Source organism: Kribbella sp. NPDC056861 (assembly GCF_040687575.1).
Classification (GTDB): Bacteria; Actinomycetota; Actinomycetes; order Propionibacteriales; family Kribbellaceae; genus Kribbella.
This window is the reverse complement of record NZ_JBFBNQ010000001.1, coordinates 467,172-489,713: the sequence shown is the minus strand read 5'-3', so window position 1 is coordinate 489,713 and position 22,542 is coordinate 467,172. Positions and strand designations below refer to the sequence as shown.

Sequence of the window (22,542 nt, the reverse complement as noted above, 5' to 3'; positions counted from 1 at the left end):
GGCCCTGACCGTCAGCTGATCTGGGTGAGCCGGCCGTTGTCCACGTCGTACATGAAGCCGCCGACCAGGATCTCGTCGCCGATCAGCGGATGTTCGCGGACCGCGGCGACGTCGTGCCGCAGTGCCTCGAGCTGGTCGGGGATGACGTTCAGCGGCAGGTAGCCGGCCGGCTTGCCTGCTGCCAGCTCGACCTTGGCGCGCATCTCGTCCTCGGTCATCGACGCCATCGCGCAGCGGGTGTGCGGCACGATCATGATCCGCCGGACGCCGAGCAGTTGGACGCCGAGGACCAGGCCGGTGAGGGTCAGCTCGGTGACCCGGGCGCCGGCGCTGCGCAGTACCTTCGCGTCGCCGGGCTTGAGGCCGAGCAGCTCCAGCGGCGGGATCCGGGAGTCCATGCAGGTGACGAAGCCGACGCCGGCGTGGGCGATGCCGTCGAAGCCGCTGTACTGGAAGTTCTGGCTGTACTCCGCGTTGGCGGCGAGCAGGTCCTCGAAGCCGGTCAGCGCGGGGGTGTCACCGGCGGTCATCGCGCTGCTCCGGTGGCGACGGCTTCGGGGCTGACGATTTCAGTGGCTCCAGAGGTGATTCTTCCGGGTGCGACACGTCCGGGGGTGATTGTTCCGGCACGGAGGATCGACATGGCGAAAGGCTCCTTTCCGCAGGACTCCGGGCGGCGTGGGTAGGCGGTCTCCCCGATCTCCTCGACGGTCCAGACGCGTCCGTCGACGTGCTGGACCGTGACGGTCTCCACGTCTTCCGTGACGACACTGAGGGCGTCGAGTCCGGCCTCGCCGATGAGGTGGCGGACGGTGATCTCGGCGAGTTGACCGCGCTTGGTCCAGGTGGACCGGCCGCGCAGTTTCTCGAGGACGGTCTCGCCACGGTCGGCCGCGGCGAGGATGGCGGCGGCCGTCTCCACGTCGAGGTGGCCGTAGGTGATCCCTGCGGGCAGCAGCGTAGCTGTTGGCGCGAACCGGTGGCCGCCCAGGTGGCTTGCTTCCCACACCCGGCCGGGTGCGGTGGCCGAGGCCGCCTTGACGATCGGGCGGCCGAGCACGGCGCAGCACTCGTCGCGTTTGCCGTTGGTGCAGACCAGCAGGATCGATTCGTTGACCGGGGCAAGCTCTGGCAGCGACGCGACGGCACCCTTGAGATCGCCGTGCCGAACCGCTTCGAGGTCGAGGTCGGCCAGCATGGTCGGGTCGGGGACACAGCCGGTGAGCATCCAGCTGCGGCCGGGCACGGTGCTGGCGACGTAGACCCGGTGCGCCCGGGGTACGGCGTCGGAATGCTTGCCGGGGGAGCGGATCAGGCCGAAGCGCAGGTCGGCCTTCTTGGCCTCGGCATCGAACTCGGCCCCGAACACCGGGTCGAGATGGCTCTGCGTGATGGCGTCGTGACCCCACGGACCGGGCTGCTCCACGAGGATCCAGCCGGTGGCGATGATGGAGGTTCCCGCCAGCGGTTCCTGCAGCGAACGGCAGATGATCGAGCACAGGTCCGATCTGCCGGCCTGCTCGTGTGATGCACTCACAGGCTTAAGGTACGCCAGGTGTAAAGGTAAGCCTTACTTAACCCGCCGACCGAGTAGCAGAACTGCCAGAACGGCGGCCGCGAAGGCGCAGATCGCCGCTCCGGCGAAGATCGTGTGCACTTGTGAAATGCCCGCGTCGCGGAGCGCATCGATGAACGGCCGACAGGATGCCGCGTTGCCCGGGCACAGCTCATTCGGCGACTTGATGTCCGCGACGAGCGTGTAGTACCGGCGCAGTCCGATGGCCGTCAGTGCGGAGACGCCGACCAGCATGCCGACCATCCGGGCGACCACGACGAGCGCGCTGACGAGGCCGTGGCTGTCCGGCCGGGTAGCGGCCAGGATCGCGGTGTTGACCGGCGACAGCGCGAGCCCGAACCCGAAGCCGCAAACGAGGAGGGTGATGGTGGCAGGTGCGTGCTTGAGCGCGTCCTTGTCCCAGAAGGCCATCAGGACGAACATCGCGCCGGCCAGGCCCAGCCCGGCACCGGTGATGAGCCCGAGGCCGTAGCGGCGAGTCAGCCAGCCTCCGACGACGGCGCCGATCGGTAGCGCGATCAGGAAGCGCAGCAGGACGAGGGCGGCGGCGAGCTGGCCGCCGCTCTGCGTAGTACGGGCGAAGACGGGGACGTCGACCAGTGCGGCGATCAGCGCGGCTCCGACGAGGAAGCTGACCAGCAGGGATCCCCATGCCGCTTTGGCGCCCAGCAGGCCGGGCGGGATGATCGCTTGCGCAGTACGGCGTTGCCAGACGGCGAAGGCGACAGCGAAGACAGCAGCACCGACCAGTAGCCAAGGGCCGGCTGGTGCCATCACCTCCTTCTCGGGGTCAGCCGTAGCGAACGCCAGTACTACGCCTGCCAACGCCAGGGCGAGCAGCAGCGCGCCGAGCAGGTCCACCTGCTTGACCAGCCCAGCGAGAGTTCCGCGGGCCTTGAAGAGGATGAGCCCCAGCCATAGGACCAGCAGCACGAGTGCGGCGACACCGATGGGCGTAAGCAGCCGGGAGTCACCGCTGAAGGGTACGAACGGCAGGCCGAGGGTGATGCCGCTGGCTAGCCGCTCTGGTGCGGTCAGGGTGAGGCCGAGCGCTATGCAGGCCAGTAACCCGACTGCGGCGGACAGTGGCGGTCTCTGCAGGCCGCGGAGAAGCAGAGCGAGGATGACGGCGACAGTGAGGTTCAGCCAGAAGATGTAGCGCCAGTCGGCAATCGCCAGCACGGCTGCGCCCAGCAATGGGCCGAGGACCGAGCCGAGCTCTTGGACTGCCCCGACAATCCCTAGTGGCAGCCCACGTCTGTCAGCCGGCCAGAGGTCGGCCACGAGGGCAAGTGTCGCCGGGACCAGACCACCCCCGCCGACACCTTGCAGGAACCGCCCGATGACCACCAGCGAGAGGTCGTACGCGCCGGCCGTGATGAGAGAGCCGACTGCGAACAGGATCAGCGCGCCGACCAGGACCGGCGTACGGCCGACCACGTCGGCGATCCGGCCGATCAGGGGGAGTACCGCGATGTAGCCGAGCAGGAAGCCCGAGACGATCGGGGCGGCCCGCTGCAGTTGGTCCGCAGACAGGCCGACCCCGGACATCATGTCGGGCAGCGCCAGGACGACGACGTAGGTGTCGGCCGCCGCGAAGGCGACCGCGACCGACGCGAGCGTCAGCCGCGCCCTCGGGCTGGCGCTCACGGCTTGGTGATCTCCACCGTTTCGCCGTACTTGTCGAGGGTGACGTCGTAGCTGCTGGTGGCGCCGTCGTAGTACGGGCCGGTGATGGTGGCCGACACCAGTTGCTTGGTGTCCTTGTCGATCTTGAAGGTGCTCGGGAAGTCCTGACCCGACGGCGCCTTCGGGAAGATGCCCTGCAGCGTCTTGCCGTCGACCGCGCCGGTGATCTCGGTCAGCACCTTCGCGCCGTCCCGCGTCTCACCCTTGATCTTCGGGTCCTTCAGTGTCGGCAGCACCGCCGTCAGGCCCTTGTCCGGGTCGAGCAGGACGGCCGGGTCGGGTGCGCCCAGACCGGCCAGCTGCGACGGCGGCAGCTCGATGAACTTCGGCGTGAACGGCAGCTTCGCGTAGACCTTGCTGCCGACCGCGACCACCTCGGCGTCGATCGGCGAGCCGGCCGCACGGACCGTCAGCTTGCCCTTGAACGCCGGGGCGTGGGTCGCGACGCCGTCACCACTGGCGAGCACCTGGCCGCTGTCCGGCAGGTCCCGCCCGGTGATCACCAGGTGCACGCTGGCAGCCTCGTCGATCGTCTTCTTGACCTCGGTCAGCAACGCGACCGGATCGTCGGCCTTGGCACCGCCGCCGCCGTCGTCCTTCTTGTCGCTGCAGCCGGCCAATGACACCGACAGCACGAGGGCCGCGCCGAACGCGACGAGTCTCTTCATGGAATTCAGCCTGCCAGGTCTGCGGCACAGGCCGCGATCGGCTGAGCCACCGGTACGCCGGAACCATCGCGACGGGGGTCCAGCGGGGGGAGCTCGACCGGGGCGCCACTGTTGGCGCTGGCCTTGATCGGAGCCGCTCCGACGAAGGCGAGCATCAGCCCGTCCTCGCCCTTGAGCAGCCGGTGGCAGCGGACACCGCCGGTGGCGCGGCCCTTGGCGGGGTACTCGCTGAACGGCGTTACCTTGACCTGGCCGACCTCGGTGCCCGGCAGGGCCGAGAACGAGCCGGAGATGGTGACTAGCTGCGATTCCCTGCCCGGCTCGACCGCGCCGAAGTACGTGACCTTGGCTCCGGCCGACAACCGAATGCCGGCCATGCCGCCCGCAGTACGGCCCTGCGGACGGACCGCGGAGGCGCTGTAGTGCAGGAGCTGGGCGTCGCTGGAGACGAAGACGAGCTCTTCCTCGCCCGTGGTCAGCTCGACCGCGCCGACCACCTCGTCGCCGTCGTTGAGCCGGATGATCTCCCACGAGTCGCGGTTGCTCAGATGGTCGGGGGTGACCCGCTTGACCACGCCGGTCGCAGTACCGAGGGCGACGCCGACGGAGTCGGGATCCATCGTGGTGAGCGCCAGCACCTTCTCGCCCGGCTCGAGCGAGACGAACTCCGCCACCGGTGCGCCGCCTTGCAGGTTGGGCGCGCTGGCGGTGGCCGGTACTGCGGGGAGGTCGAGCGACTCCAGCCGGATCAGCCGGCCCGCGCTGGTGATGAGGCCGTAGTGACCCCGCGCGGTGCTCTTGATCGCGGAGACGATCGCGTCGTGCTTGGCCCGGTCCTCGCCGGTGCCGAACGGCTCGACGTTGTTGGTCCGCGCCAGCAGGCCGGTCGAGCTGAGCAGCACCCAGCACGGGTCGTCGGTGACCTCGAGCGGCACGGCCGCGGTCTTGGTCGCGCCGGACGACTCCAGCAGCACCGTACGGCGTGGGCTGCCGTAGGTCTTGGCGACGTCGGCGAGCTCCTCGGAGACGGTCTTCTTCAGCAGCGCCTCGTCGTTCAGGATCGCGGACAGCTTGGCGATCTCGGCCTCGAGCGCGGCCTTCTCGGTGTCCAGCTCCAGCTTGGAGAACTTGGTCAGCCGGCGCAGCGGCATGTCCAGGATGTAGTTGGTCTGCACCTCGGTCAGGTCGTAGATGTCCATCAACCGGGTCCGGGCCGCGGCGGCGTCGTCGCTGGACCGGATGATCTGGATCACCTCGTCGATGTCCAGGATCGCGATCAGCAGGCCGTCGACGATGTGCAGCCGGTCGGCGGCCTTCTTCTTGCGGAACTCGGTCCGCCGCCGGGTGACGTCGTAGCGGTGCTTGAGGTAGACCTCGAGCAGTTCCTTCAGGCCGAGGGTGCGCGGCTGGCCGTCGACCAGGCAGACCGCGTTGATGGAGAACGAGTCCTCCAGCGGCGTCATCTTGTAGAGCTGCTCGAGCAGCGCCTCGGGGACGAAGCCGTTCTTCACCTCGATCACCAGCTGGGTGCCGTGCGCGCGGTCGGTCAGGTCCTTGACGTCCGCGATGCCCTGCAGCTTCTTGGCCTGGACCAGCGTCTTGATCTTCTCGATCACCTTCTCCGGGCCGACCGTGTAGGGCAGCTCGGTGACCACGATGCCCTTGCGCCGCGGGGTGACGTTCTCGATCCGCGCGGTGGCCCGCATCTTGAAGCTGCCGCGGCCGGCCAGGTAGGCGTCCTTGATCCCTTCCAGGCCGACGATCTTGCCGCCGGTCGGCAGGTCCGGGCCGGGGATGAAGCGCATCAGGTCGTCGACGTCCGCGCCCGGGGTCTTGATCAGGTGCCGCAGCGCCTGGATCACCTCGACCAGGTTGTGCGGCGCCATGTTGGTCGCCATTCCGACCGCGATCCCGGCCGCGCCGTTGACCAGCAGGTTCGGGAAGGCGGCCGGCAGCACCGACGGCTCTTCCTCCCGGCCGTCGTAGTTCGGCTTGTAGTCGACGACGTCCTCGTCCAGGCCGTTCGTCATCGCGACCGCCGACGGGGCCATCCGGCACTCCGTGTACCGCATCGCGGCGGGCCCGTCGTCGAGCGAGCCGAAGTTTCCGTGCCCGTCGATCAGCGGCAGCCGCATCGACCACGGCTGGGCGGTCCGGACCAGGGCGTCGTAGATCGCGCCGTCACCGTGCGGGTGGTACTTACCCATCACCTCACCGACGACGCGGGCGCTCTTCACGTGACCGCGGTCCGGCCGGATGTTGTTCTCCGCCATCGAGAACAGGATCCGGCGCTGGACGGGCTTCAGGCCGTCCCGGGCGTCCGGCAGGGCCCGGGAGTAGATCACCGAGTAGGCGTACTCCAGAAAGCTGCTGCGCATCTCGTCGGAGACGTCGACATCGAGGATGTGCTCCTCGTAGTCCTCGGGTTCGGCGGTGCTGCTGGTACGGCGTGCCATGCGGTTCTGCGTGCTCCTCGGTGACAGCAACTCCGTCGAGCTGCGTGGCGGCTGGGGCCCATTGTCACTGGACAGGGTGCCTGAACCCAGCACCGACCCGGGTATCGGCCCGATTCGATCCCTCGGCGCGCGGCGCCACCAGGCCGGTACTCCGCGCGAACCACAGCTTCGCGGTCTTGTCAACCATTTCAGCGCCGGTCGAAGCCGAGGTGCGCTAGACCAGTTTGATTGGTCTACTTCTCCCCGCCGACATCGTCCGCCCGGCGATGTCGTGGGGAGCTGGGGGAGTGCTGTGCGCTGCCCACATTCACTGGGGAGGATGCGGATGCGTTCGAGGTGTGCCACAAGCCGATGGGTGAGGACCCTGATCGGCTCGACGGCGCTGACGCTGGTGGCGATCACGCTGCCGGCGGTCACCGCCACCGGTGCCGGTCAACCAGCGGCCAAGCCGCCGGCCGGACTGTCGCCGAAGCCGTCACCGAAGTCGGTACCGAAGCCGTCGGCCACGGCGAAGCCACCGAAGATCGAGGTCGCGCCGAGCGAGGCGCAGGCCCGCGCGGCCGCCACCCGGCAGGGCACACCGGTCGAGGTGGCGGCACTGCGCTCCGAGACGCGCACGGTCGTCGCCCAGCCGAACGGCGAGCTGAACCTCGAGATCAGCTCGGTCCCGGTTCGCGCGAAGAAGGGTGACACCTGGACGCCGGTCGAGACCGGCCTGGCACGCCGGGCCGACGGCGCGCTGGTGCCGAAGTCGGCGACTGTCGAGCTCGCGTTCAGCGGCGGCGGCTCGGAGCTCCCGATGGTGAGTTACGGCAAGGACGGCAAGCGGCTCGCGCTGACCTGGCCGGGTGCACTGCCGACGCCGAAGGTGAGCGGTGACACCGCGACGTACGCGGAGGTCCTGCCCGGCATCGACCTGATCCTGAAGGCCACCGCGACCGGCTACACCCAGCACCTCGTGGTGAAGACCGCGGCAGCGGCGAAGAACCCCGCGCTGGACCAGATCCGGCTCGGACTGACCACGAAGAACCTGGCGATCACCAGCACGGCCAACGGCGGCCTGGAGGCGCGCGACGCGAAGGGCGCGATCGCCTTCACCGCTCCGCCGTCGGCGATGTGGGACGCGGGCGCCGGCCGGGCTGTCGCAGGCGTCAAGCTGGCTGCCGGGTCGCTGACCCTGGTCCCGGATCTGGCCCTGCTGCGCGGCCCGAAGACCGTCTACCCGGTGACGATCGACCCGGACTGGCGGACCTACGACAAGACCTACTGGACCTCGGTGGTGTCGGGCAACGGCGGTACGGCGTACCCGAACACCAGCCCCGGCGGCAGCGACGTCGCCCAGGTCGGCCTGTGCAACTTCTCCGGATGCAACGGCATCGGCGTGGCCCGGTCCTACTTCCAGTTCGACACCGGAGCCTGGGGATTCCTGCAGGGCAAGCGGATCATGGGCGCCACGCTCGACTCCGCGGTCGTCCACAGCGGCAACTGCACCGACAGCCGGCACAACCTGTACGGCAGCTCCGCGGTGGGCAGCGGTACGACGTGGAACAACATGCCGCAAGGCCCGCACCTGTCCGGCGTCGACGTCCCGCGGGCGAACTCGACCGGTGGCTGTGGCGGCTGGAAAGAGGTCCACTTCCCGATCCCGGCGAGCGCGGTCGGGATCTACGGCGCCTCGACGTACTACCTGGTGGCGGGCAGCGAGTCCGACAGCAGCTACTGGCGCAAGTACGACCCGGCGGCGACCAAGCTGCGGGTCCGCTACAACACTGCCCCGGGCACCCCGCAGGACCCGGCCACCGATCCGGTGCTGCCGGCGCCGTGCAAGTGGTGTGAGGGCAAGACCTACTTCAGCGGCAACACCATCAGCCTGAAGGCGACCTTGTCGGATCCCGACAACAACGCGGTCCAGCCGCAGTGGGACATCTACACCAACGGCGTCGTCGAGAACCGGTACGGCGGGTTCCAGGCGTCCGGGGCGCGGCACGACACCACCGTCACCCTGACGGACGGTGCCGAGATGGAGTGGTTCGTACGGGCCTGGGACACCGACGAGAACAACGGCAACCGGCTCGACGCCGGCCCGTGGGTGCACGGACAGGGCCCGTTCCTGGTCGACAGGACACCGCCCAGCTCGATGCCGAAGGTGAGCGGCTCGTTGTACCGCGAGGACAACCAGTGGCACGGCGGCGTCGGCGTACCGGGCACCTTCACGGTCGAGCGAACCGAGAAGGCGCTGCCGGACGACGGCACGAAGGACGTCGACCACTATCTGTGGGACACCGTGAACCCGCCGACCAGGCGGGCGGAGGCGAACAGTCTCGGCGGCTCGGCGACCTTCGAGTTCGTCCCGACCGTCGACGGGCCGCAGGACGTGTTCGTGCAGTCGGTCGACCGGGCCGGCAACCGGAGCGAGACCAAGACCGTCCACATCTACGTCCGGGCCGGCAACGGCGCGCTGACCAGCTACCCGCTCAACGGCAACACCCTGGACGAGGCCTTCCTCGGCGACAGGGACGGCACGCTGCAGGGCAAGCCGAAGTACGGGCCGGGTGCGGTCGGCAACGCGCTGCAGCTCGACGGGGTCAACGACTACTTCACCGCTCCGAGTGCCGCGCGGACCGACAACAGCTTCAGCGTCTCGGCCTGGGTGAAGCCCGAGTCGGCCACGGACGCCAGGGGGATGGCGATCGCCTCCCAGCAGGGCGATCGGGCGAGTGGCTTCTACCTGAACTACCGAGGTGACACGAAGAAGACCACCTTCATGCTGGCCGCCTCGGACACGGACAACGCGGCGACCGCCGCTGCCCAGGGGCCTGCCCTGCAGCGTGGCGTGTGGACGCAGGTGACCGGCGTCTACGACAAGCCGGCCAGCCACCTTCGGCTCTACCACAACGGCGTCAAGGTGGGCGACACGCAGCTCGCCGCCAACTTCACCACCTGGAACGCGGCCGGGCCCCTCACGATCGGCCGGGAGAAGTGGAACGGCGTCGTCGGCAGCCCGTGGCTCGGCGCGATCGACGAGGTACAGGTCTTCGACCGGGTGCTCAGCGACGCCGAAGTACGAGCCTCGGTCGGTCGCGACAACGTCCGGACCGCGCACTGGAAGTTCGACGAACTCAGCGGCAAGACTGCTCGCAACGACGTCGACGGCAGCCCTGACCTGGTGCTGTCCGGCAAGGCGGCGTTCACCGGCACCACGGGTGGCGCGCTCGGCGGTGCGCTGCGGCTGCCCGGCAGTGACCCACTGGACTTCGCCTCGGGCGGTCCGGTACTCCGAACCGACCAGAGCTTCACCGCGGCCGCTTGGGTCAACCTGGCCGAGCTGCCGTCGGACGGGAACACCCGCACTGCGCTGTCGGTGGACGGCGAGGTGAACAGCGCCCTGTACCTCGGCCACCGCGCTGCCGACGGCGGCAAGTGGGAGGCCTACATGCCGTCGCAGGACAAGGTTGCTCCGCGACCGACGGACGCCGTGATCCGTTCCGACGTGGCCGCGTCGCTGAACACCTGGACCCACCTCGCCGCCGTGTACGACGCGCCCGCACATCAGTTGCGGCTCTACGTGAACGGCAAGCTCGCCGGTACGACGGCACAGAACAACGGGTTCAACGCGTCCGGACCGCTGACCATCGGCCGAGGCCGGTACGAAGGCAGCCAGGCCAACCCCTGGAAGGGCCTGGTCGACGACGTCCGCGCCTACAACCGGGAACTGTCCGAGGCCGAGCTCGCCGGTATCGTTGCTAGAAGCAACGTCACGGTGGCCAACTGGAAGCTGGACGGCAACCCGGGCGACAGCTCCGGCCGGACGCCGGCGCTCACCGGCACCCTGGTCGGCACACCGGCGTGGACCGGCGGCCAGAGCAACGTTCCGGCAGACTCCGACCTCGGCCTCAAGCTGATCGGCAACGGCGCCCACCTGTCGGCTCCGAGTCCGGTCCCGGACCTGCGGAACAGCTTCTCGGTGGCCGCGTGGGCCAAGCTCGACACGGCCACCGGCCGGGCCTCTGTGGTCTCCCAGGACGCCGGCGGGCTGAGTGTCTTCAATCTGCACGCGTCGTTCGACAACCGCTGGGCCGTGGTGATGCGCAGTTGCGACGCCGCGATGACCTGCGTGGAGACCCGGGCCGCCGGTCCTGCGCCGCAGCCCGGCGTCTGGACCCACCTGGCCGCCGTGTACGACGCCTCGGCCGGTCTGCTGTCCCTGTACGTGAACGGCGTGGTCGCAGGCACCCAGAACTATCGGCACACCGGAACGCAGAGCGAGCCGACCATGCGGGTCGGCCGGGCGACCTGGTCGAACGGCGCCGGGGTCGACCCGTTCACCGGAGCGATCGACGACGTCTCCGTCTACAACCGGGTGCTGTTCGCCGACGAGATCGCGACGATGGCCGGTCGCGACCTCACCCTGGCGCACAACTGGCGGTTGGACGAACCGAGCGGCCCGACCGCCTCGGACGCGGTTGGCGCCCGGACGGGCACGTTGGCCGGCCCGACGCGAGTGCCGGGCCGACTTGGCAACGCGCTGAACTTCAACGGCACGAGCGACGCGGTCAGTACGGCCGCTGTCGACGTCGACACCGCCAAGAGCTTCACGGTGTCGTCCTGGGTCAAGCTGCGAGAGCTGTGTGAGCCAGGAGCGGATCAGGTCTGCCACACGACGGCTGTCAGTCTCGACGGCGGTGCCACCAGCAAGTTCCGGCTAGGTCACGTCCGGGACACCGACAACAACCAGTTCGGCGCCTGGACGTTCGAGATGCCAGAGGCCGACGGTACGGTCACCAAGGCCTCTGTCTCGGCAACGGATTCGGATGTGGACCAGTGGGTGCACCTGGTCGGCGTGTACGACGCCCCGGCGCGCCGTCTCTGGCTGTACGTGAACGCGACCCGTCAGGGCGACGGCACACTCCAGGCGGCCTGGGCTGCCTCTGGTGGGCTGCAACTCGGGCGGGGCCGGGTGGCCAACGCTGCTGCCGAGTACTGGCCCGGCGCGATCGACGACGTCCGGGTGTACGCCGGTGCCCTCGACAAGTCCCGGATCGAGAGCCTGGTCGCGTCGTACCCGAAGAAGGGCGGCGGCACTCCGGTGCTGCCGACCGACGCGGCCGCACAGTGGAAGTTCGACGAGAACCAGGGCACGGCGGGTGCTGACTCCTCCGGTCATGGCCGAACCGCCACGCTGAAGGGCGGCAGCGGCTGGATCTCCGGACGGCAGGGGACGGGCGCGTGGTTCGACGGCACCAGCGGGTACGCCGAAACGGCCGCTCCGGTGGTCGACACGCTTGCCAGCTTCTCGGCCGGCGCCTGGGCCTACCTGACCCGAACCGACCAGGGAAGCCGGACGGTCCTCGCGCAGGACGGCAACCGGGCCAGCGGCTTCCTCCTGCAGTTCAACGGCGCATCGGGCAAATGGGCGGTGGTGGTCCCGTCCGCGGATAGGGACAACCCGGAGAACAACCTCGTGCTCACGTCCGCGCAGAAGGCCGCCGTGGGGCAGTGGGTCCATCTCGGCGTGGTGTACAACGCGCTGGAGGAGTCGAAACCACTCAGGCTGTACGTGAACGGTGTGCTGTCGGCCGCCCAGACCGGCGTGACGCTGCCGACCGCCACCGGGCCGACCACCATCGGCCGGAGCAAGTGGAACGGCGGCGCGGCCGACTTCTTCCCGCGCGGCGTCGACGATGTGCGGATCTTCACCCGGGCCTTGTCGGACGGCGAGATGCGCAAGGTGCACGACGACGTCGGCTACCCGGCGACGGGGTTCTGGCGCTTCGACGACGACACCGCACGTGACTGGACCTCGCGAAACAACGCCAGCACCGTAAGCGGCGTGGTGTCGTACCCGGCCAGCCCGATCGCCGGTAAGGCCCTGCAGCTGGACGGTTCCTCCGCGATCACCTCCCAGTGGTGGGGCGCGCAGCCGCAGGACAGCTTCACAGTGTCCGGCTGGGCCAAGCTGGACCGTACGGACAAGATCGCGACCATCGCGGCCCAGGACGGGGACCAGCTGAGTACCTTCGTCCTGCAGTACCGGCCGGCCCTGGGCAAGTGGGTGTTCGGCGCACCGGACCGTGACGAGGACGGCGCGAAGTCGCGGTACGCGGTGGCGAACCAGCCCGCCGTGGCCGGCAGGTGGACGCACGTCGCCGGAGTCCACGACTACGCGGCGCACCAGTTGCGGCTGTACGTGAACGGTGCACTGGCTGGGACCTTGAACGACGTGGTCCTGGCCGACAAGGCTGGTTCGTTCAGCATCGGCCGTGCCAAGGTCAACGGTGTCGCCGGCGACTTCTTCACGGGTCAGCTGGACGAGGTCCGAGCGGATCTCGGGATGGTCCCGGACACTGAGCTCGCTCAGCGGGCCGGTTACCCGCGGCCGGCCGATGGGCAGCTGGGCCGCTTCGTGAACGACGCGACGGGGGAGCGGTACACAGCGATCACCTCTGCCAGTGTTCGGCCCGGCTACCGCTACGAGCGGTCGCTGGGAGCGCCGGTCCCGGCGGGTGAGAACACCACCGCACTGATCGAGGGCGGCCTGGTCTATTCGGTCCGGCCGACCAATGTGGCGGTGCAGCCGGTGTACCGGTGCAAGCAGGGTGCCAATGCCTTCGACTCGCTCGATGTGGCCTGCGAGGGCGGTACCAAGCTGGAACTGGCCGGGTACGCGCTGGCCTACGCGCGAATGGCCCGCTACTACAGCCCGACCGCGATCGATCACACGACCACAGCGGACAACCCATCGGCCGGATACCGGTACGAGGGCCCGCAGGGATGGCTGACCAAGGCGAGCGGCGTCGCTGGTACCCAGCCGCTCTACTCCTGCCGGGACGGCGTCGACAACTTCCTGTCGAACCAGTCCGACTGCGAGGGCAAGTCGGCACTCGGTGCCATCGGCAACGTCTGGAGCCAGGCTCCGGACGGTCTGACCAGTACGCCGGTCGTCCGCTGCAACTTCAACGGGCAGCGCTTCATCTCGCTCTCGCCCACCTGTGAGGGCCAGCCGGTGGAGCGCACGCTCGGCTACACCCTCACTGCCCTGCCCGCTGTCACCCCGACGTTCGCCTGAGTGCCGAGGATTCCGATGCGTAGATCTCTAGTTCGTCCTGCCCGCAAACCCGCGGCCGTACTGGCCGCGCTGGTGCTGACGGCGACCCTGACCACCACGGTCGCCACACCGACTGTCGCGGCCGCCGCCAGTGGTCCGACGGTCCCGCTACCCGGCACGGCCTCCGTGCCGTCGACCAAGCAGACGATGTCGGCACGGCCGCAGGACCAGGCCAGCAGCCAAGCTCTGCACGGTGACCAGGAGCAGTCCGCTGCCCCGAAGGAAGGGTCGGGAACCTCCTCGGCCAGTTCCTTGTCACAGTCGGCAACCTGGTCGGTCTCGGCCCAGTCCGGCGACTTCAGGTGGTCGTACCCGCTGCGGGTGCCGCCCGCGCCGGGTGGACTCAAGCCGAGCCTCGCGTTGTCCTACTCCAGCTCGACGGTCGATGGCCGGACCAGTGCCACCAACAACCAGGCCTCCTGGGCCGGTGACGGCTGGTCACTGGAACCGGGGTTCATCGAGCGCTCGTACTCCGGCTGCGCCGACGACAAGGAAGGCAGTACCAAGGGCCAGAACACCCCCGACCTCTGCTGGCGCTCCGACAACGCGACAGCCGCCTACGGCGGGAGCGGCGGCCAGCTGATCCTCGGGGCGAACGGTTGGCGGACCAAACAGGACGACGGCTCCCGGGTGGAGCGGCTCAACGGCGCGGACAACGGGGACGCCGACAAGGAGTACTGGCGGATCACCGACGTCGGCGGCACGCAGTACTACTTCGGCTCGCGGAAGGAGTCGAAGTCCACCTGGACGGTACCGGTGTACGGCGACGACACCGGTGAGCCCTGCCACGGCGCCACCTTCGAGGCGTCGTCGTGCACCCAGGCCTGGCGCTGGCAGCTCGACAAGGTCGTCGACCGGCTCGGCAACGTGATGATCTACAACTACGTGCCGGAGACGAGCACCTACGGGCAGAACCTCAAGGACACCGCCGTGTCCTACACCCGTGGCGGCTACCTGTCCTCGGTCGAGTACGGCCTGAACGACGCGGTCGACGCACCGGCGACCGGCCGGGTCGATTTCACGGTGGCCGACCGCTGCGTCCCGGGCAGCACCTGCACGCTGGACAAGAAGGACAACTTCCCCGACGTCCCGCTGGACGAACAGTGCGCGGCGAACTGCAAGGACCACCACGTCCCGACCTTCTGGACCACCAAGCGGCTCGCCTCGGTCACCACGAGCGTACGACGTGCCGCCGGCTTCGCCGAGGTGGACCGCTGGACCCTCGACCACCAGTTCCCCGACCCCGGTGACGGCGAGAAGGCCGCGCTCTGGCTGAAGTCGATCACCCACACCGGTCTCGCGGGCACCAGCCCGATCACCCTGGACCCGGTCACCTTCGAGGGCTCGAAGCTCGCCAACCGGGTCCACCAGGGCGCCGACAACCTGTCCCCGCTGATCCGCTACCGGCTCACCGGCATCGTGTCCGAGGCCGGCGGAGTGACCTCGGTGAACTACGCGGCACCGGACTGCCTGTCGGCGCCCACCAATGCCGAGACCAACACCAAGCGCTGCTTCCCGGTCCGCTGGACCAAGAAGAACTTCGCCGAACGCACCGACTACTTCAACAAGTACGTCGTCGCCTCGGTGGTGCAGTCCGACCGGATCAGCGCCAACCCGCAGCAGCAGACCAGCTACGAGTACCTCGACGGCGCCGCCTGGCACTACGACGACTCGGAGTTCACCCCAGCCGACAAGAAGACCTGGAACGACTTCCGCGGCTACGGCCGGGTCCGCATCCGCAGCGGCGTACCCAACGACCCGTCGGGCCCGGTCACGATGTCGGAGCAGCGGTTCTACCGGGGTATGCACGACGACCACCTGCCCACCGGCAAACGCACAGTCAACGTCACGGACTCCGAGGGCGTCAGCCACCCCGACCACGACTGGCTGAACAGCTCACCGCTGGAGACCATCACCTACCTGGGCGACAGCGACACCGTGGTCAGCAAGTCGATCACCGAGCCGGTCTGGCAAGGCCCGACGGCGACCCGCGGCGACTTCAAGGCGTACATCGTCAACCAGGGCAGCACGGTCGGCTACACGGCTCTCGACAATGGCCGCGGCTGGCTCAAGACGAAGGTCAGTACCAAGTACGACGACCGCGGCCTGCCGATCGAGCAGAACGAACTGGGCGACGTCGGCCGTACCGATGACGACAGTTGCACCACTACGACTTATACCCGGAACACCGACAAGTGGATCCTGAATCAGCCCTCTCGGATCGAGGCAGTGGGGGTCGCCTGCGGTGCCTCGGTGACGTACCCGGCCGATGCGCTTTCGGATGTCCTGCTCAGCTATGACGCAGCAGGCAACTCGACCAAGACGGAGAAGCCTGCCAGCTATCCGGGCCCGGTCTACCGGACCGAGGAGGTGCGTACCTACGACGTGTACGGCCGGGTTCTGACCAGGACCGACGTGCTCGGAGCGACCTCGTCGATCGTCTATACGCCGGCGACCGGCGGCCCGACGACCCAGACGCTGTCCAAGAACGTCGCCGGTCACACAATGACGAACACGTTCGACCCCGCGTGGGGCGTGGCGCTGACGAGCACCGACCCGAACCAGCGGAAGGCGGAGACGGCGTACGACGCACTGGGTCGGGCGGTGGAGGTGTGGTTGCCGAACCGGCCGCGGAGCAGCAACCCGACCGGCAGCGAGCAGATCACCTACACGATCCGCAACAGCGGCCCTTCGGTGATCAGCAGCAGCAGGCTCGGCCCGAACGGGGTCCACACCACCTCGAACCAGTTGTACGACGGACTGCTGCGGGAACGACAGGTCCAGTCCCCGGCCCCTGGCGGTGGACGCCTGATCACCGACACGCGGTACGACTCTCAGGGCCGGGTGTACAAGACCACGCAGCCGTACTTCAACGATGCGGCGGTCGACGACCAGCTCTGGCGGGCGAGCAGCGACGCGGACATCCCAGGGCTGTCGGTGGCGCAGTACGACGGTGCGGGCCGGCCAGTGGAGGAGATCTACCAGGGCGGTTCCGTCGAGAAGCGGCGGACCAGCACGCGGTACGGCGGTGACCGGGTCGACGTCACGCCGCCGGCCGGTGCCACTCCCACCACCTCCGTCCTGGACGCGCAGGGGCAGACGACGGAGCTGCGGCAGTACAAGGCGGCGACGCCGACCGGGGCGTACGACGCGACGAAGTACACCTACACGCGGTGGGGCAAGCTCGCATCCGTCCAGAACGCGGCGGGCAGCCGTTGGCGTTTCGAGTACGACCTCGCCGGCCGGTTGATCAAGGCCGACGACCCGGACAAAGGCGTGTCGACCAAGACCTATGACGCGGCCGGACAGTTGCTCACCGAGACCGACGCTCGCGGTGTGACCCTGACCAGCAGCTACGACGTCCTGCGGCGCAAGCTGTCGATCAGCAACGGCGACACGCTGCTGGCCAAGTGGACCTACGACACCGCCTCGTTCGGCAAGGGCCTGCCTGCGTCGGAGACCCGGTTCGAGGGCGGCAAGGCGTACACGAGCGCCGTCACGTCGTACAACGCGCTGAACCAGCCTTTGCAGACCAAGTTCACGATCCCTGAGGAAGAAGGGGAACTGGCCGGGACCTACTCGACGACAAACAAGTACAACGTCGATGGGAGCCAGCTGAGCACTACCTACCCGGCCGCCGGGGACCTGCCGGCAGAGACGCTCAACCACACGTACGACGATGCTGGGCGCGCACTGCGGACGTACGGCGGTCCGGAGGGCTCGACGATCGAGTACGCGCTCGACACGGAGTACACGCGGTACGGCGAGGTCCAGCGCGTGCACCTGGGTGAGGGATCTCAGCGAGCGTGGCTGTCGTACTACTACGACGACCACACCCGTCAGCTGAACCGCAAGATCGTCGACGCCGAGGTGACTCGGCCGATGCAGTCCGACGTCCGGTACACCCGGGACCCGAGCGGCAACCTCACCTCGGTCTCGGACACTCCGCAGGGCCAGGCAGGAGACGTGCAGTGCTTCCGGTACGACTACCTGCAGCGCCTGACCGAGGCGTGGACCCCTGGAGCCGATTGCTCGGCTGATCCGACCACTGCCGGGCTGAGCGGCCCTGCGCCGTACTGGCAGTCGTTCGGCTACGACAAGTCAGGCAACCGCCTTACCGAGATCCAGCACGCCACGGGCGGCGACACCACCCGGAACTACACCTACCCCGCTGCCGACGCGGCTCGCCCGCACTCCCTGACCTCGGTCACCACTGGCACCCGGACGGACAGCTATGCGTACGACGCGTCCGGCAACACCATCTCTCGCAAGGCAGGCGCTCGCGACGACAAGCTGAGCTGGACCCCCGAGGGCCGCCTGGCCGAAGTCACCGACAAGGCCGGTCGCAAGACCTCTTTCAGCTACGACAACAGCGGCAACCGCCTGATCCGGCGCGACCCGGCCACGACCAAGCTGACCCTGCCCGGCCAGGACCTGAAACTCGACCGCGCCACCGGCTCGATCAAGACCACCCGCTATTACACCCATCGCGGCGCGACCATCGCCGCCCGCACCGCGGATGGCCTGACCTGGCTGTCGGACGACCACCAGGGCACTGCACAGGTCAGCATCAACGCCGACACCCAGGCGGTCACCAAGCGCCGCCAGACCCCATTCGGCGCACCGCGCGGCGAAACAGTCGACTGGCACGACGAGAAGAGCTTCGTCGGCGGCACCAAGGATCCCAGCACCGCGCTGACCCATATCGGCGCCCGGGAGTACGAGCCGGAGACCGGACGGTTCATCTCGGTGGACCCGGTGATGGACGCGACCGACCCGCAACAGCTGCAGGGCTACGCCTACGCGAATAACAGCCCGATCACCAACTCGGACCCGACGGGCCTGAAGTACTGCTCCGACGAGAACTGCACCGAGGTCTCCATCGGCCCGGGCAACTGCAGCTGCAAGCCGGGCGTACCGTTCACCACGGCCCAGATGCCGGACATGCCGCAGTCCAAGAAGCCTGCACCGAAACCGGGTGGGATCCGGAACAAGACGCTCGACGACATCGTCTCGCACCAGTACGTGACCGACGAGAAGAAGTGGGTGGGCAACGGCAAGACCAGCGACGCGATCCGCAACGAGCTGGCCACCGGCCGGGAGACCGCGAAGGCGAATCACTGGTCGTCCGGGGCCAACGACTTCAGGGGCCTGGTGGAGTTGCTGGACGAGAACCGCAAGGTCAGGGCGGGCCTGACGGTCAAGGACGGAAAGCTGGGCGGAGTGCCACTGACCGATCTGGAGGTCGATATCGCGGTCCACGAGGCGAGGGACCTCTGGGACGCGTTCAGCCAGGAAGACGTCACCGGTGCGGTGAGCCGGCGGATCAGCGAAGATCCAGGCCGCGAGGCGACCTTCCGAGGCGCCATCAAGAACGCCGCGGATCTGCCCGCGATGGCCTTGGTCACCGACGCGAAGTTCGAGGACCGCAAGCCGCATCCCAGAGCCCCCGACGGCACCGAGAGGCCGGTGAAGGTGCAGGGCGCGACAACGCGGGGACTGATGCAGGGCATGGGCGCGCTGTCCTACATCCCTACCGTCGTGGACCTGTCGAAGATCGTCACCGAGCCTGGTGCCACGACCAGCGACAAGATCGCCGGGGTCACGTGCGCCTTCGGCGACCCGGTGGGGATGATGTGTGGGCCGGGTGGAATGGCCGAGCCGTACCTGCGGAGCCAGGAGGAGATGACCGGATGACGTCCGACGACAGGATCCAGCCGGAGACCACGGCCGGACCGGTGCAGGTGCATCGGGGCAGCCTGATCGCGTCTGCGCTCGACCCCGACCGATTGGCAGCTGAGCAGCGCGCTCAGGTCGAGGGTGGGCTGATGGCATGGAGCCTGGGTAGCGAGCTCGCCGACCTGATGTGGATGACGGTCCCGGAATCTCGGGCGGCCCTGGCCGCGTTGGCCGGCAAGGAGTTGGTCAACGCGGCCGAGTACGGGCGGTTCCTGACCGGACCGCTCTACGTGGAGGTGGCGAACCTGGTCCGCTTCGACGTGCTGTTGCCGGCCCTGGCCGATGGCCGGGACGAGGTCGTGAGCAGGACGCTCGCCGTGCTGCGCCGGGTGATCCATCAGGCGGACGGCGACTACAGGTGGGAGATTGTCGACGGTGAGGTGATCCGCCGGCTCGAGAAGGCAGGGCACGCGGATGTCCTGCAACAGCTCGATCCGGACCTGATGGACCTGGTCCGCGAGACCAGGCAACGCCTCGGTCAGGACTGAACGGCGGCTGACGGTTGGGAGCGGCGCAGGATCACTGCCGTGGGCAGTAGCGCCGCCCCGACCGCCAAGGCCAGACAGACCGAACCGATCGACAGCAGCGTGCCCCACGGCACGGTGACCGGTACGTCGGTGAGGCCTGCCGACATCGCGTGCCGGATCAGCACCCCGACCGTCACCGTGATCGCTGTGCCGAGAGTCAGGGCCACCGAGCCGACGAGGGCCGACTCCCAGAGGACCATGCGGCGGATCTGGGCGGGGGTGGCGCCGAGGAGGCGGGAGGTGACGAACTCGTGGCGGCGTTGCAGGCTGCCCATCAGCAGGGTGTTGGCGATCGCGATGGCGCTGTACAGCGCGGCTGGGCCCAGCAGCAGGATCAGGCCGAGTTGGTTGCCTTGGCGCACGCCCTCGCTCTCTGCCCGCTCCCACTCGGCAGCCGGTACTACGGCCGCGCCCGTTCCCGTCAGCCGTTCCGCAAGCGTTCTGGTCAGCGCGGCGGCCGAGACTCCGTCCGTGGGCTCGACGAACCAGCGGGGCGGCGTGGCCGTCGGTGCGTGCTCTCGAGCTAGGTCGAGCGACACGAACATCAGCGGATTGACCTCGGCTGCGGGTTTCAGGATCGCGACCACCTCGAGCTGGTCCGTACTCCGGTCAGGGAAGGTGACGCCGATCTTGTCGCCGACCCGGTACTTGTGGCCGTCCGACTCATTGCTCACGGCAACCGCTTTGCCGGTCAGCTCGGTCAGCTCGCCGGAGATCGGGACGATCGCGCGGGTCCTGGTGGCGACAGCGGGGTCGATCGCCTCCGCCTCCTCCAGCTCGGCGCTGTCGAGATCGGTGCGGATCAGCTGGACCGGGATCGCGCCGTCCGCGAGCGCGACTCCCGGCGTACTCCGGATGCGCTCGCCGACTGCCGGGGAATCCGGCGGTGCGGTGATCACGATCGGGGTGCGCACAGTCTCCCGGATCGTCGCCGTGGAGGCGTCGGCAGCGAAACTCAGGGTGAGCACCATCGAGCCGGCGATTGCCGAGATGGCCAGGATCGGCGCCGCGAGCGAGGCGCTCCGGCGGGGTGCGGCGACCACGTTGCTGCGGGCCAGCCGTCCGGACACCTTGGTCCAGGCGATCAACGGCGCCGCCAGCAGATAGGCGATCAGCGGGACGACAAGGGGTGCGAGCAGAGTCAGTGCGATGACCAGCAGCATCGGCGTGAACATTGCCAAGGGGACGACCGCGTCTCCCGTGCCGGGGCGGATCAGGGCGAGGAGCACGATGGCCCCGGCCAGGACGAGTACGCCGAAGATCACCCGGACAGGTCCGATGCGGGGTGGCTCGAGGGCCGCCTCGCGCAAGGCGTCCACAGCGCCGATCCGGCCGGCCCGACGAGCGGCCGACCGTGCGCCGAGCATCGCGACGAGGAGCCCGACGGTGACGGCGATCGCCAGCGGTACCCAAGGGCTGGCCGGCTCCAGCTTCACCGGCGCCAACTCGGTGTACGACGCCTTGGCCAGCACCACAGGAGTGACCAGTTGGGCCACGACCGCGCCGGTGATCGACGCGGCGAGCGCGACCACCAGGGCCTCGCCGAGGACCATCCGCTTGACCTGCCTCGGGGTCGCGCCGATCAGCCGGATCAGACCGACCTCCCGGCGCCGCGACGCGACGGCGAAAGCGAAGGTGCTCGCGATGACGAACACCGTGATGAAGCCGCAGATGACCCCGACCATGCTCAGAACGACCTGGAACCCGGCGGCGTCCTCACCCGACAGGAGCACCTTCGCGGTGGTCGGCGGGTCGGCGTTGGGCAGGTTGACCGTGATGGATTCCATCCCCGGGCCGTGATAGGCGATGGTGGCTGCGGTTGCGGTGGCGGCCAGGCCGAGGAGGAAGACGCCGACGGCGAGCGCGACGAACGAACCGGCGTACAGGGACAGATGGCGGCGGACGGTCTGCCGGCTGAGGAAGAGCATCAGCGCTCCAGTTCGCTCATGGCCGCGGCGATCTGCGCCGGCGTGCCGCGGTCGATCGAGCCGGCCACCAGGCCGTCGGACAGGAACAGCACCCGTTCCGCGTACGCCGCCGCGACCGGGTCGTGGGTGACCATCACGACGGTCTGGCCGGCCCGGTCGGTTGCCGTGCGCAACAAGCCGAGGATCTGCCGGCTGGTGCTGCTGTCCAGCGCGCCGGTCGGCTCGTCGGCGAAGAAGACGGCCGGCTGGGTGATCAGCGCCCGCGCGATCGCGACCCGCTGCTGCTGGCCGCCGGACAGTTCGGCCGGGCGCCGCCGGGCTTTGCCTTCGAGACCGACCTGGTCGAGGACCCGGTGCACGTCTTCGCGGCGTGGCTTGCGGCCGGTGAGCCGCAGTGGCAGGGCGACGTTGTCGTAGACCGTGAGCGACGGCAGCAGGTTGTAGGCCTGGAAGACGAAGCCCATCTGCTCGCGGCGCAGCTTGGTGAGCGCTACCTCGTTGAGCCCGCGCAGGCTGGTTCCGCCGAGCATCACCTGGCCGGAGGTCGGCTGGTCGAGGCCGGCCGCGCATTGCAGCAGCGTGGACTTGCCGGATCCCGAGGCGCCCATCACGGCGGTGAAGGAGCCGCGGACGAACTGGTAGGTGACGCCACGCAGCGCCTCGACCGAGCCGGCCTTGGAGCGGTAGGTCTTGGTGATCCCGTCCAGCAGCAGGGCGGGCGGTTCACTCGGTACGACGGTGGCGCGTGTCGGCGCGGTGCTGGTCATGGTTCCAGCCAACCGGTCTTGCCGCGTCAGCACCCTGGCCTGCGGGAGAGAGTGGGAGTAGCGCGCACGCTACCGACCTGGGGCCGG

At 68.9% G+C, this 22,542-nt stretch carries 10 protein-coding genes; 3 read left to right on the top strand and 7 right to left on the bottom strand.

The window, feature by feature from the left end:
* Positions 1-11 precede the first annotated feature (11 nt).
* From AB0P21_RS02145 to AB0P21_RS02125, 5 genes are read right to left on the bottom strand one after another with little or no spacing between them, the layout of a single operon-like run.
* Positions 12-530 (bottom strand): carbonic anhydrase, encoded by a 519-nt coding sequence (locus tag AB0P21_RS02145; RefSeq protein ID WP_363693104.1) that lies wholly within the window; start codon positions 528-530, stop codon positions 12-14.
* Entirely contained in the window at positions 527-1,537 is a 1,011-nt protein-coding gene (locus tag AB0P21_RS02140; RefSeq protein ID WP_363693102.1) for a sucrase ferredoxin, read from the bottom strand. The genes AB0P21_RS02145 and AB0P21_RS02140 overlap by 4 nt, the downstream gene beginning before the upstream one ends.
* A 33-nt stretch (positions 1,538-1,570) precedes the next feature.
* Positions 1,571-3,226, bottom strand: coding sequence for an MFS transporter (locus AB0P21_RS02135; protein WP_363693100.1), 1,656 nt, complete (start codon positions 3,224-3,226; stop codon positions 1,571-1,573).
* The gene (locus AB0P21_RS02130; protein ID WP_363693098.1) at positions 3,223-3,933 is read right to left on the bottom strand and encodes an LppX_LprAFG lipoprotein; all 711 of its coding nucleotides are present in this window, start codon (positions 3,931-3,933) and stop codon (positions 3,223-3,225) included. The genes AB0P21_RS02135 and AB0P21_RS02130 overlap by 4 nt, the downstream gene beginning before the upstream one ends.
* Positions 3,934-3,938: 5 nt before the next feature.
* A complete protein-coding gene (locus AB0P21_RS02125) occupies positions 3,939-6,389 on the bottom strand; it encodes a DNA topoisomerase IV subunit A (protein ID WP_363693096.1) in 2,451 nt (816 codons plus the stop codon).
* Positions 6,390-6,744: 355 nt separating this feature from the next.
* On the opposite strand from AB0P21_RS02125, the gene AB0P21_RS02120 reads away from it, so the two are divergent.
* Genes AB0P21_RS02120 through AB0P21_RS02110 form a run of 3 tightly spaced genes read left to right on the top strand, consistent with a single transcriptional unit; the run spans position 6,745 to position 19,721 of the window.
* Entirely contained in the window at positions 6,745-13,455 is a 6,711-nt protein-coding gene (locus tag AB0P21_RS02120) for a LamG-like jellyroll fold domain-containing protein (RefSeq protein ID WP_363693094.1), read from the top strand.
* A 15-nt stretch (positions 13,456-13,470) separates the two neighbouring features.
* On the top strand, positions 13,471-19,191 hold the full coding sequence (locus AB0P21_RS02115; protein ID WP_363693092.1) for an RHS repeat-associated core domain-containing protein: 5,721 nt from the start codon (positions 13,471-13,473) through the stop codon (positions 19,189-19,191).
* Positions 19,188-19,721, top strand: coding sequence for a hypothetical protein (locus AB0P21_RS02110; RefSeq protein ID WP_363693091.1), 534 nt, complete (start codon positions 19,188-19,190; stop codon positions 19,719-19,721). The genes AB0P21_RS02115 and AB0P21_RS02110 overlap by 4 nt, the downstream gene beginning before the upstream one ends.
* Here the strand turns inward: AB0P21_RS02110 and AB0P21_RS02105 are convergent.
* Both AB0P21_RS02105 and AB0P21_RS02100 read right to left on the bottom strand, forming a co-directional pair.
* Complete coding sequence (locus AB0P21_RS02105; RefSeq protein WP_363693089.1) at positions 19,712-21,688, bottom strand: FtsX-like permease family protein; 1,977 nt, start codon at positions 21,686-21,688, stop codon at positions 19,712-19,714. The genes AB0P21_RS02110 and AB0P21_RS02105 overlap by 10 nt on opposite strands.
* The gene (locus tag AB0P21_RS02100; RefSeq protein ID WP_363693088.1) at positions 21,688-22,455 is read right to left on the bottom strand and encodes an ABC transporter ATP-binding protein; all 768 of its coding nucleotides are present in this window, start codon (positions 22,453-22,455) and stop codon (positions 21,688-21,690) included. Before AB0P21_RS02100 ends, AB0P21_RS02105 begins: the two co-directional genes overlap by 1 nt.
* Positions 22,456-22,542: the final 87 nt, after the last annotated feature.